At 72.1% G+C, this 12,795-nt stretch carries 11 protein-coding genes; all 11 read left to right on the top strand.

Going from position 1 to position 12,795, the window contains the following annotated elements:
- Window positions 1-718 (top strand): rhodanese-related sulfurtransferase (locus GU5_RS13960; protein ID WP_010524346.1); only part of this gene is annotated, 718 nt, incomplete at its 5' end.
- Window positions 715-2,508, top strand: a complete 1,794-nt coding sequence (locus GU5_RS0104290; protein ID WP_010524347.1) for a methyltransferase — start codon at window positions 715-717, stop codon at window positions 2,506-2,508. The genes GU5_RS13960 and GU5_RS0104290, both read left to right, overlap by 4 nt.
- An 87-nt stretch (window positions 2,509-2,595) precedes the next feature.
- On the top strand, window positions 2,596-3,309 hold the full coding sequence (locus tag GU5_RS13965; protein WP_010524348.1) for a winged helix-turn-helix domain-containing protein: 714 nt from the start codon (window positions 2,596-2,598) through the stop codon (window positions 3,307-3,309).
- A gap of 152 nt (window positions 3,310-3,461) precedes the next feature.
- On the top strand, window positions 3,462-6,302 hold the full coding sequence (gene topA, locus GU5_RS0104300; RefSeq protein WP_010524349.1) for a type I DNA topoisomerase: 2,841 nt from the start codon (window positions 3,462-3,464) through the stop codon (window positions 6,300-6,302).
- Window positions 6,303-6,315: 13 nt separating this feature from the next.
- Complete coding sequence (locus GU5_RS13970) at window positions 6,316-7,368, top strand: exopolyphosphatase (protein ID WP_010524350.1); 1,053 nt, start codon at window positions 6,316-6,318, stop codon at window positions 7,366-7,368.
- Window positions 7,355-8,212, top strand: coding sequence for a sugar phosphate isomerase/epimerase (locus GU5_RS0104310; RefSeq protein WP_010524351.1), 858 nt, complete (start codon window positions 7,355-7,357; stop codon window positions 8,210-8,212). Before GU5_RS13970 ends, GU5_RS0104310 begins: the two co-directional genes overlap by 14 nt.
- A 67-nt stretch (window positions 8,213-8,279) precedes the next feature.
- On the top strand, window positions 8,280-9,125 hold the full coding sequence (gene proC, locus GU5_RS0104315; protein ID WP_010524352.1) for a pyrroline-5-carboxylate reductase: 846 nt from the start codon (window positions 8,280-8,282) through the stop codon (window positions 9,123-9,125).
- 10 nt (window positions 9,126-9,135) lie between these two features.
- Window positions 9,136-10,527, top strand: a complete 1,392-nt coding sequence (locus GU5_RS0104320; RefSeq protein ID WP_029514005.1) for a TrkH family potassium uptake protein — start codon at window positions 9,136-9,138, stop codon at window positions 10,525-10,527.
- A 25-nt stretch (window positions 10,528-10,552) separates the two neighbouring features.
- Window positions 10,553-11,191, top strand: a complete 639-nt coding sequence (locus GU5_RS0104325; RefSeq protein WP_083830306.1) for a TrkA family potassium uptake protein — start codon at window positions 10,553-10,555, stop codon at window positions 11,189-11,191.
- Window positions 11,192-11,298: 107 nt separating this feature from the next.
- On the top strand, window positions 11,299-12,468 hold the full coding sequence (locus tag GU5_RS0104330; protein WP_083830304.1) for an acetoin utilization protein AcuC: 1,170 nt from the start codon (window positions 11,299-11,301) through the stop codon (window positions 12,466-12,468).
- Window positions 12,469-12,588: 120 nt separating this feature from the next.
- Window positions 12,589-12,795 (top strand): glutaredoxin family protein (locus GU5_RS0104335; protein ID WP_010524356.1); only part of this gene is annotated, 207 nt, incomplete at its 3' end.

Here is a 12,795-nt window from a genome sequence, read left to right on the forward strand (position 1 = left end):
GGGCGGGGCCGAGGACTTCCCGCGGCTGTCGGTGAAGGTGCGCGACGAGCTGGTGGCCTTCGGCGCCGCCGAGGAGCTCGAGGTCGACGAGCAGGGCGTCGTCGGCGGCGGCGAGCACCTGACCCCGGAGCAGGTCCATGAGCTGGTCGAGGCCAGGCGCGCGGAGGGGACCGAGGTGACCTTCTTCGACGGCCGCAACGCCATGGAGGCGCAGATCGGCCGGTTCGCCGGCGCCGTCGTCCCCGACACCGAGACCACCCGCGACTTCCTCGCCGAGCTGGACTCCGGCAGATACGACCATCTGAAGGATCAGCCGGTGGTCACCTACTGCACCGGCGGGATCCGCTGCGAGGTGCTCTCGGCGCTGATGCGACGGCGCGGGTTCTCCGAGGTCTATCAGATCGACGGCGGCATCGTCCGCTACGGCGAGACCTACGGCGACGCCGGCTACTGGCAGGGCGAGCTGCACGTCTTCGACGGGCGGATGAGCATGCGCTTCTCCGAGGATGCGGTCACCCTGGGCGAGTGCTGTCTCTGCGCGGCGCCGACCAGCCGATACCTGAACTGCCTGGACCGCGGCTGCTCGACGCTGCGGCTCTACTGCGACGACCACGTCGAGGTGCCGGCGACGACGCGCTGTCCGGCCTGCGCCGAGCGTGTGGCCGCGGACCCCGACGACCCGAACACCGGAGTGCTGGAGAAGGAGCGCCGCCGATGAGCCGACTGACCCGGGAGCAGGCCGCCGCCGTGGCGGCCCCGACGAGCGACGACGTCGCGCTGGTGGAGGCGCTGCGCGCCGACCTGGCCGCCGCCGAGTTCACCAACGACGCGCTGTCGGCGGTGCTCGGCGAGGAGGCCGTCGCCGCGCTGGACCGCGACCAGATCGTGCCCGGCCAGCTGCGCGTGCAGCAGCTGCTGCAGGATGAGCACCCGCCGGCCTCGGCCGTGATGTCCGCGCTCTGGCTGCTCGACCTCGAGGTCTCCGCCGGCCAGCTGGCCGCGGCCTTCCCGCGGACCGGACTGGACGGGCTCCGGCGGCTCGGCCTGGTGCTGCTCGCCGGCGCCGGCTCCGGCCGGCCCGACGACGGCGGGCCGGTCCTGCCCGCCGTCGACCTGCGCCCCTATCAGGTGGGCGCCGCCCGGGAGGGCGCCTCGGCGGCGGACCTCTGGGTGACCAGCGACCTCGGCGCCCACCAGGTCGACGGAGCCCTGCCGCCCGAGCATGTGCTGGGCATCGGGCAGGCGAGCCTGACGCTGGCCTCGACCACGCATCGGCGCAGGGTGGCGACGGCGCTTGATCTGGGCACCGGCTGCGGCATCCAGCTCTTCCACCTGCTCGACCACGCCGAGCACGTCGTCGGCACCGACCTCAGCGAGCGGGCGCTGGCCTTCGCCCGCTTCAACCTGATCCTCAACGCCGAGGCGCTCGGCCTGGACCCGCGGCGGCTGCAGGACCGGGTGGAGCTGCTCCCCGGCAGTCTGCTGGAGCCGGTCGCGGGACGCCGCTTCGACCTGATCGTCTCCAACCCGCCCTTCGTGATCACGCCGCGGACTGCGGAGGAGGCCGCCGCGGCGGAGACCGGGGACACCGGCGACGGCGGCGAAGAGCGCTACACCTACCGCGACGGCGGCCGCGTCGGCGACGAGCTGATGGCCGAGCTGGTCTCCACGCTGCCCGATGCCCTGGCCGACGGCGGCACCGCCCAGCTGCTCGGCAATTGGGAGATCCCGGCGGCGGGAGAGGAGGACGGCCTCGGCGAGGACGCCGCCGAGGACGCTGTCGCGGGCGAGGACGTGCCCGCCGGGCCCGACTGGTCGACCCGGCCGCGGCGCTGGCTCGCCGCCCTCGACGCCGCCGAACGTTCCGCCGGTCGCTCCGCGGCCCCGGTGGACGCCTGGTTCCTCCAGCGCGACCGCCAGGACGGCCCCGGCTATGCCGAGACGTGGCTGCGGGACGCCGCGGAGGAGCGCGACGTCGTCGACTTCCGGCGCCGCTACGCCGCCTACCTCCGCGACTTCCGGCTCCGCGGCGTCGCCGAGGTCGGCTTCGGGATGATCTGGCTGCGCCGCCGCCCCGCCGACGAGGCCGGCGAGCCCTGGCGCCGCTTCGAGGAGCTCACCCATCCGGTCGAGCAGCCGCTGGGCCCGACGATCGGGGCCACGACCGAGCGGGCCGACAGGGCCCGCCGTGAGCCCGAGGCCGTGCTGGGCGAGCGCCTGGTCGCCGCCTCCGACGTCACCGACGAGCGCCACCAGCGCTTCGGCGCGAGCGATCCCGAGATCATCCTCGCCCGCCAGGGCGCAGGGCTGCGGCGGGTGCGGCCGGTCTCCTCCGGCGCGGCCGGGGTGCTGGGCGCGGCCGACGGCGAGTTCGCCGCCGACCAGCTGATCACCGCCGTCGGCGCGCTGCTCGACGACGGCGTCGTCGACGTCGAGGCGCTGACGGACTCGCTGCGCGAGGAGGTCCTCGAGCTCGTCGTCGACGGATTCCTGGTGCCGGCGGAGTGAAGGACGGCCCATGCCGACCGGATCGGAGACTGAGACGCGGGCGCGAGTGTGATGTCGGCGTCATCCGGCTCGTCTAGACTGCCGGGCATGTCACCTCGAGCCGCTGCAGATGAGGCCCCGGAGACCCCGGCCGACCCCGCCGAGGAGCGCCCGGACGTCGACGAGCCGGCGGGCCGGCCGATCGGCGAGCTGCCCCGGGAGGTCGTCATCGACGACGTCCAGGCGATCCGGGCGCTCGCCCACGAGGCGCGGCTGGCCGCGCTCGACGAGCTCTTCGGCACCCACCGGATCTACAACGCGACGGAGCTGGCCGCCGTCTGCCGAGTCTCGCCGTCGTCGATGAGCTACCACCTCCGTGCGCTGGAGAAGTACGGCTTCATCCGGCGGGCGGAGCACGACGGCGACGGCCGCAGCCGCTACTGGCAGGCGGCCGCGATGATGCTGCGGCTCTCCGGCTTCGGCTCCTCGGCGCATGCCAAGCACGCCTACGCCAATGTGCAGATCCAGTCGCTGCAGAAGCGCATCTCCGAGGAGATCAACCGTCGCGAGCAGCACGTCGAGCGCCCGCCGACGCTCTACCCCATCTTCTCCTCCGGGGTGCTCTCGCTGGCTCCGGAGAAGGCCGAGGAGTTCATGCGCCGGCTGCACGAGCTGATGGAGGAGTACGAGACCACCTCCGAGCGGGGCGGCTCCGGCGACGACGGGGACCGCCGCCTGCACTACTTCGTCTCCGCGCTGGAGGACCACGGCCTGAGCGAGGAGTCCGGAGGCTCCTCCTCCACGGACGATCGGGCGGCCTGAGGCGGGGAGACCGCCGCCCGCGCGTCGTCGCCGCGGCCGGCTGATATATTGAGCACCCGGCTCCGGCAACGGGCCTGTCGCGGGGGACGTCGCACCGTCTCTCCGCCCTGTTCCGGCCCCGGGACCGACCGCACCCGACGTCGAGGAGAGCAGTGCCCGCCAAGGCTTCCGCAGGCAAGAAACTCGTGATCGTCGAGTCGCCGGCGAAGAGCAGATCGATCGCGAAGTACCTGGGCGACGACTTCATGGTCGACGCCTCGGCCGGGCACATCCGTGACCTCCCCCAGCCCTCCGATCTGCCCGCCGAGATGAAGAAGGGCCCCTTCGGCAAGTTCGCGGTCAACCCGGAGGAGGGCTTCGAGCCCTACTACGTGGTCTCGGACTCCAAGAAGAAGAAGGTCACCGAGCTCAAGCGCGCGCTCAAGGAGGCGAGCGAGCTCTATCTCGCCACTGACGCCGACCGCGAGGGCGAGGCCATCGCCTGGCACCTGCTGGAGGTGCTCGAGCCGAAGGTGCCGGTCTACCGGATGACCTTCACCGAGATCACCCGCGAGGGCATCACCCGCGCGCTGGACAACGTCCGGCAGATCGACCAGGACCTGGTCGACGCGCAGGAGACCCGCCGCATCCTCGACCGGCTCTACGGCTACGAGCTCTCCCCGGTGCTCTGGCGCAAGATCGGTCGGGGCCTCTCGGCCGGTCGTGTGCAGTCGGTGGCCACCCGCCTGGTCGTCGAGCGCGAGCGGGAGCGCATGGCCTTCGTGCCGGCCTCCTACTGGGACCTCTCGGGCACCTTCACCACCGACGCCGCCGAGTCCTTCACCGCCAAGCTCACCGCCGTCGACGGCGCGCGGATCGCCTCCGGCTCCGACTTCGACGACCGCGGACAGCTGAAGTCCACCCGGAAGGCCTCCGAGGTCACCGTCCTGGACCGCGAGTCCGCCGAGTCGCTGGCGGCCGGACTGACCCGGGCGCGCTTCGCCGTCGACTCGCTGGAGGAGAAGCCCTACAGCCGCCGCCCGTCGCCGGCGTTCACCACCTCGACGCTGCAGCAGGAGGCCTCGCGCCGGCTGCGCTTCTCCTCGCGGGTGACCATGCAGGTCGCCCAGCGGCTCTACGAGAACGGCTACATCACCTACATGCGCACCGACTCGGTGACGCTGTCCAACGAGGCGATCACCGCCGCCCGCGGGCAGGCGACCGAGCTCTACGGCCCCGAGTCGATCCCGGAGAGTCCCCGCTTCTACGCGACGAAGAACGACTCGGCCCAGGAGGCCCACGAGGCCATCCGCCCGGCCGGCGACCACTTCCGCACGCCGGGTCAGGTCGCCGGGGAGCTCTCCCAGGAGGAGTTCCGCCTCTACGAGCTGATCTGGAAGCGGACGATCGCCTCGCAGATGGCCGACGCGAAGGGCTTCACCGCCTCCGTGCGGCTGACCGGCGAGGCGACCGACGGGCGCCGGGCGACCTTCGGCGCCTCCGGCACGGTGATCACCTTCCCCGGCTTCCTCTCCGCCTACGAGGAGGTCGCCGAGACCTCCGGCGAGGGCGACGAGAGTGCGAAGAAGGGTCGCGAGGACTCCAAGCGGCTGCCGAAGCTCGAGCAGGGCGACGCGCTCACCGGAGAGGACGTCGAGGCCAAGGGCCACGAGACCACGCCGCCGGCGCGCTACACCGAGGCCTCGATCGTCGCCGAGCTGGAGAAGCGCGAGATCGGCCGTCCCTCGACCTACGCGCCGACGATCTCGACGATCGTCGACCGCGGCTATGTGACCAAGCGCGGATCGGCTCTGGTGCCTTCCTGGACGGCCTTCTCGGTGATCCGTCTGCTGGAGGAGCACTTCGGCCGCTACGTCGACTACGACTTCACCGCCCGGATGGAGGACGACCTCGACCGGATCGCCCGCGGCGAGGTGGAGCGCGAGGCCTGGCTGCAGGCCTTCTACTTCGGCGCCGACGACGGCGCCCAGGGGCTGCGCGACGTCGTCGACAACCTCGGCGAGATCGACGCCCGGGCGATCAATTCGATGGAGATCGTCGAGGGCGTGACGCTGCGCGTGGGCCGCTACGGCCCCTACCTGGAGCGCCCGAACCCCGAGGGCGGGGAGGATTCGGATCCGCTGCGCGCGAATCTGCCCGAGGACCTGGCTCCGGACGAGCTGACCGCGGAGAGGGCGGAGGAGCTCTTCGCCCAGGCGCAGCTCTCCGGCCGCGTGCTGGGCACCGACCCGCAGACGGGTCGGGAGATCGTGGCCAAGGACGGCCGCTTCGGGCCCTATGTCACCGAGGTGATCGAGGAGATGACCGACGAGGAGGTCCAGGCCCATCTCGACGCTCAGCCGACCGAGTACTACAAGAACGGCAACCCCAAGCCGAAGAAGAAGCCCAAGAAGCCGAAGCCGCGGACCGGCTCGCTGCTGCAGTCGATGAGCCTGGAGACGGTCACCCTCGACGATGCGCTGAAGCTGCTCTCCCTGCCGCGGGTGGTCGGCACCGGTGTCGACGGCGAGGAGATCACCGCGCAGAACGGCCGCTACGGGCCCTATCTGAAGATGGGCACGGACTCGCGGTCGCTGGATTCGGAGGAGCAGCTCTTCACCATCACCGAGGAGGAGGCCCGGGCCATCTACGCCCAGCCGAAGCAGCGCGGCCGTCGGGCGGCGGCCAAGCCGCTGGCCGAGTTCGGCGCCGATCCCACCAGCGAGAAGCCGGTGGTGGTCAAGGACGGCCGCTTCGGTCCCTACGTCACCGACGGAGACATCAACGTCACGGTGCCGCGCGGAACCTCGGTGGAGTCGCTGACCAAGGAGCGCGCCTTCGAGCTGCTGGCCGAGAAGCGCGCGAAGGCGCCGGCCCCGAAGGGCGGAGGGAAGTCGTCGGCCTCGACGTCCTCCGGCCCGAAGTCCTCGACTGCGGCGAAGAAGCCCGCTGCGAAGAAGTCCGCTGCGAAGAAGTCCTCGGGGTCCCGCACCACGACCTCGAGCGGAGCATAGGAGCCATCATCGGATGAGACTGGGCGTGCTGGACGTCGGTTCGAACACTGTGCACCTGCTGCTCGTGGACGCCCACATCGGGGCGAAGCCCGAGCCCTTCGCCTCCCACAAGCGACCGTTGTCGCTGGTCCGTCATCTCGACGACGACGGCGCGATCACCCGTGAGGGCCAGGACGAGCTGCTCGGGTTCATCGACGAGGCGGCGCGCTTCGCCGCCCGGCACCGGGCTCAGGACCTGCTGTCCTTCTGCACCTCGGCCCTCCGCGAGGCCGCCAACGGCGAGGAGGTCCTCGCCCGGGTGGCCGAGGAGACCGAGGTCGAGCTCATGGAGCTCAGCGGCGCCCAGGAGTCGGCGACGACCTTCTTCGCCGCCCGCCGCTGGCGCGGCTGGAGCGCCGGGCACATCCTGAACCTGGACATCGGCGGCGGCTCCTTCGAGATGGCCTACGGCCAGGACGAGCTGCCGTCCACTGCGCTGTCGGTGCCGCTGGGCGCCGGGCGGCTGACCCGCGACCTGCTGCCCGACGATCCGCCCAGCAAGACGCAGATCAAGGAGCTGAAGGCCTACGTCCGTGAGGAGATCGGGGCCGCCCGCCGCGAGTTCCCGACGCTGGACGCGAACACCGAGGTGCTGGCCACCTCGAAGACCTTCCGCTCGCTGGCGCGGATGACCGGAGCCGCGCCCTCGGCGGCCGGACCGTACGTGCGCCGCACGCTGGCCCACAAAGATCTCAAAGCCCTGGTGAAGAAGCTCGGGCCGATGACCGCCGCCCAGCGGGCGCAGCTGCCCGGGGTCTCGGAGATGCGCTCGCGGCAGGTCTTCGCCGGGGCGGTGGCCGCCGAGGCGGCGATGCGCGCCTTCGAGATCGAGGAGCTGCAGATCTGTCCCTGGGCGCTGCGCGAGGGGCTGATCCTGCGTCGTCTGGACTCGCTGATCCTGGACCAGGCGGTGGAGATCCCGCAGGCGCCCGGCGTCGGGCATGTGGACCTGCGGCGCGAGCTGGTCACCCCGCGGGGGTCCGGCCTCGCCTCGGCACGAGCGGCGGTCGAGCATGCCCGCGGCTGAGCGCCCCGCCGGCACGGCGTCGGGACGCTCCCGCCGGCCGATCCCGGTGGCGCTGTCGACGTCGTCGGTCTACCCTCTGGGCGTCGCCGAGGGCTTCGCGGTCGCCGCGGACCTCGGCTACGACGGCATGGAGGTCATGGTCACCCACCGGGCGGAGACGCAGTCGCCGCAGGTGCTGAACGACCTGGTCCGTCGCTTCGAGATGCCGCTGACGGCCGTCCATGCTCCCACGCTGCTGCTCACCCAGCAGGTCTGGGGGTCGGCCTGGGAGAAGCTGCGCCGCAGCGCCCGGCTGGCCGTCGACGTCGGCTGCGACACCGTCGTCGCCCACCCGCCGTTCCGCTGGCAGACCGGCTATGCCGAGCGCTTCGCCGAGGGCATCGCCGAGCTGGAGGCCTCCACCGGAGTGCGCTTCGCGGTGGAGAACATGTACCCCTGGCGTGCCGGGACCCGCGAGGCGACGATGTACCTGCCGCACTGGGACCCGGTGGACCAGCCGTATCCACATGTGACCTGGGACTTCTCGCATGCGGCGACGGCCGAGTCGGATTCGGCGGCCGCCTGCCGGGCGCTGGGCTCCCGGCTGCGGCACGTGCATCTGACCGACGGCTGGTCCAACGGCTTCAAGGACGATCACCTGGTGCCGGGCCGCGGCGAGCAGCCGGTGGCCGAGTCCCTGGAGATCATCGCCGCGTCAGACTTCGGCGACGGCGGCTTCGACGGCGTCGTCGCCGTGGAGGTGGCCACCCGCGCCGCCCGCGGAGTGGGCGAGCGGGAGCGGATGCTGGCAGAATCGCTGGAGTTCGCCCGCAGACACCTGGGGCAGCGGCCGACGACGGGATGAGCCCGTCCACCGGCCGACGCCGCCCCGACACCGCCCCGACACCGCCCCGACGAGGAGAGGACCTCTGATGCGCATCGCCATGCTCGGACTCGGCTCGATGAACGCGGCCATCCTGTCCGGCCTGCTGGCCGGTCCGGTCGCCCGCGAGGACGTCGTGGCCACCACGCGCTCGAGCGCCTCGGCCGCCGCCCGCGCCGAGGAGCTGGGCGTCGAGGTGCTCTCCGAGGAGTCGGACGCGGTGGCGAATCGTCGCGCGGTCGACGGCGCCGACGTCGTGCTGCTGGGCGTCAAGCCCCACGGCATCGTCGCGCTGGCCGAGGAGATCGCCGACTCGCTGGCTCCGCACGCGGTGGTGGTCTCGGTGGCCGCCGCCGTCGACGTCGCCATGCTCGAGTCCGCGCTGGCCGAGGGGCAGCCGGTGATCCGGTCGATGCCCAACACCCCGCTGTCGGTCGGGCAGGGCGTCGTCGGTCTGGCCGCCGGCACCCATGTCACCGCCGAGCAGGTGGAGACCGTGCAGTCGCTGCTGTCCGCCTGCGGGGCCGTCCACGTCGTCGACGAGGTGCAGATCGACGCGCTGACCGGCGTCTCGGGGTCGGGGCCGGCCTATGCCTTCCTGCTGGCCGAGCACATGGCCGCCGGCGGGGTGGAGCTGGGCCTGGACCCGGAGCTGGCCGCCGACCTGGCCGCCGCCACAGTGCAGGGCGCCGGGACCATGCTGGTCGAGCACCGTGCGGCCGGCACCGCCGACGCCGCTGCGCTGCGGAAGGCGGTGTGCTCGCCCAACGGCACCACCGAGCGGGCGATCGACGCCCTCGAGGCGCACGAGGTGCCGGCCGCAGTGCGCGCGGCGGTGGGCGCCAGCGCGTCACGTGCGCGGGAGATGACCACCCGGCTGCGCGGCGAGGTCTAAGCTGAGCGCCATGACGACAGATCCCGGGGTCGCGACCGCTCGAGGGCCGTGGTCGCAGTTCAGGGGCTGGATCGCCCGCGTGGCCGGCAGCTCGCCGGCCCGTGCGGCGCTGCTGATCTTCGCCGTCGTCACCGCCCTGTTCACCTCGCTGCTGATGATGCCCTGGGCCACCGAGTCGGGGCGGCCCGCCGAGCTGCACGAGGCGCTGTTCGTGGCCACCTCGGCGGTGTCGGTGACCGGACTGACGCCGGTGAACACCGCCGACCACTGGTCGTTGGCCGGCGAGATCGTGATCATCGTGGCCATCCAGGTCGGCGGACTGGGCATCCTCACCGTCGCCTCGCTGCTGGCCGCCAGCGTCACCCGCAGCCTGGGGCTGAAGACCAAGAAGATCGCCCAGGAGGGCTGGAAGACCGACCAGCTCGGCGAGGTCACCAGCCTGATCAAGATCGTCATCGCCATCTCGCTGATCATCGAGGCGGCGCTGGCGCTGGTGCTGGTGCCGCGGCTGATCCACCTGGAGGGCGACGTCCTCAGCGGGACCTGGCACGGGGTCTTCTACGCGATCTCGGCGTTCAACAACGCCGGGTTCGTCATCCACTCCGAGGGGCTGGCGGGCCTGGACCACGATCCGCTGAGCATCTGGGCGATCATGATCGGGGTGTTCCTCGGCAGTCTGGGCTTCCCGGTGCTCTTCGCGCTGTGGCGCACCCGGCTGCGCCACAGCCGCTGGAACCTGCACACCCGGCTGACCCTGGAGGTCACCGTGCTGCTGATGGTCGCCGGCGCGGGGCTCTACGCGGTCATGGAGTGGAACAACGCCCAGACCATCGGTGAGATGGGCTTCCTCGAGAAGCTGCAGAACGCCCTCTTCGCCTCGGTGAACATGCGCTCGGGCGGCTTCTCGGTGGTGGAGTCGAATCTGGAGAATCCGCAGACCAAGCTGATCTCCGACGCCCTGATGTTCGCCGGCGGCGGCTCGGCCTCGACCGCCGGCGGCATCAAGGTCACCACCATCGCGGTGATCTGGCTGGCCTTCCTGGCCGAGGCCCGCGGCGACGCCGAGTCCACCGCCCACGAGCGCACCATCCCGGCCTCGGCCGTCCGCGTGGCGGTCTCGGTCGTGGCCATGGGCGCGACGCTGGTGCTGCTCTCCACGCTGTCGCTGATGACCATCACCGGCCAGGACATGGAGCGCCCGCTCTACGAGTCGATCTCGGCCTTCGCGACGGTCGGACTGACCAGCGGGCTCACCGCCGAACTGCCGCCGTCGTGCCTCTACATCCTGACCGGCTTGATGTTCGCCGGCCGTGTGGGCATCATTACCTTCGCCGCCGCGCTGACCGTGCGTCAACGCAGCACGCGATACCGCTATCCAGAGGGGAGGCCGATCCTTGGGTGATCGCCGCCAGCAGCGCAACCGTCCCATCCTCATCGTCGGGCTGGGGCGCTTCGGCGTGGCCCTGGGCTACCAGCTCGTCGCGCAGGGCCGCGAGGTGCTCGCCGTCGAGCGCAACCGCGGCCTGGTGCAGAAGCACGCCGACGCGCTGACCCACGTGATCGAGGCCGACGCCACCGACATCGAGGCGCTGCGCCAGATCGGCGCCGAGGAGTTCGACGCCGCCGTGGTCGGGGTGGGCACCTCGATCGAGTCCTCGGTGCTCATCGCGGTCAACCTCGTCGACCTCGGCGTGGACCACGTCTGGGCGAAGGCCATCAACCCCGCCCACGGCAAGATCCTCAAACGGATCGGCTGCCACCACGTCATCTACCCCGAGCACGACGCCGGCGTGCGCGCCGCCCACCTGGTCTCCGGGCAGATGATGGACTTCATCAAGTTCGACGACGACTTCGCGATCGTCAAGATGCACCCGCCGAAGGACCTGCAGGGCAAGACGATCGACCAGTGCCAGCCGCGCAGCCGCCACGGCGTCAACGTCGTCGGCGTGAAGTCCCCGGGCCGGGAATTCGTCTACGCCCAGCCGGAGACGCTGGTCTCGCCCGGCGACACGATCATCGTCTCCGGCGACGTGCGGAAGCTGGAGCAGTTCGCCGACCACATGTGAGCGCCGCGCGGCCGCGGCGTCGGGCGCATGCGGCCGGCTCGTGCTCGGCGTCGCCGGTGTCGTAGGCTCGCGATGTGACCTGCCGCTCCTTCCACGCCGCCGAGCCCATGGCGGTCGTCTGGCATCCGGACCTGCTCGAGTATCGGCACGCCCCCTGGCATCCGATGGACCCGGTGCGCCTGGAGCTCACCGTGGACCTCTGTCGCGAGATGGGGATCCTCGACGATCCGCGGGTGAGCGTGCTGGCCCCGGGGGTCGCCGCCGACGAGGACCTGCTGACCGTGCACTCGGCCGACTACATCGAGGCCGTCCGCGCCGCCGGCGCCCACGGCACACCGTCCGAGGCGCACGGGCTCGGCACTGAGGACAACCCGGTCTTCGACGCCATCCACACCGCCTCGGCGCGGATCGTGCAGGGCAGTCTGGACTGCGTCGACGCGGTGCTCTCCGGGGCGGCGGCCCGCGCGGTGAACGTCGCCGGGGGGATGCACCACGCCGCCCGCTCGCGGGCGGCGGGATTCTGCGTCTACAACGACGCCGCCGCGGCGGTGCGCCGGCTCCTCGACCGCGGGGTGCCTCGGGTGCTCTATCTGGACCTCGACGCCCATCACGGCGACGGCACCGAGTCGATCTTCGTCGACGAGCCGCGGGTGATGACCATCTCGCTGCACGAGTCCGGACTCACCCTCTTCCCCGGAACCGGCTTCCCGCAGGACAGCGGGACCGGCGACGCCGCGGGCACCGCGGTGAACGTCGCGCTGCCGGCCGGCACCGGCGACGCCGGCTGGCTGCGCGCCTTCCACGGCGTGGTCCCGCAGCTGGTCGAAGCCTTCGAGCCGGCGGTGATCGTCTCCCAGCACGGCTGCGACTCGCATGCCGAGGACCCGCTGACCGACCTGCGGCTGAGCGTCGACGCCCAGCGGCAGGCGGCCATGGACGTCGCGCATCTGGCCGAGCAGCACTGCGGCGGCCGGTGGATCGCCACCGGGGGCGGCGGGTACGCCGTCGCCGGGGTCGTGCCGCGCAGCTGGACGCAGCTGACCGCCGTCGTCGCCGGCTGCCCGATCCCGCTGGGAACGCCGACGCCGGAGGTCTGGCGCGAGCAGGTGCGCGCCCGCTGCGGGGTGGAGGCTCCGGAGCGGATGGACGACGGGGTCCACCTGGGCTGGCGCTCCTGGACGAACGGCCACGATCCGGGCGACGCCGTCGACCGCGCGGTGATGCTCACCCGCCGGGAGATCTTCCCGCATCACGGTCTCGACCCCTGGTTCGACTGACCAGTCGCCCGGGAGGGTCCGGCGCCCCGATCGTGGTTCCATGGAGGAGTCCGTCCGGGCGGCCGTCCGGACGGCGTCGTCGATCCGACCCCCCCCATCCCGATCCCGGAGGACATCGCCATGCCCGATCCCGACGCCGGTCCGCTGGTCGAGGTGCTGACCCGCCCCGGCTGCCATCTCTGCGCGGAGGCCCTCGCCGTCGCCGGCGAGGTCTGCGCCGAGTTCGACCTGACCGTCCGCGAGCTCGACATCAGCGCCGACGAGGAGCTCGCCGCTCGGCACGCCGAGGAGGTGCCGGTGCTGCGCATCGACGGCGCCGTGCGCGAC

This window comes from Nesterenkonia sp. F, assembly GCF_000220985.1.
GTDB lineage: Bacteria > Actinomycetota > Actinomycetes > Actinomycetales > Micrococcaceae > Nesterenkonia.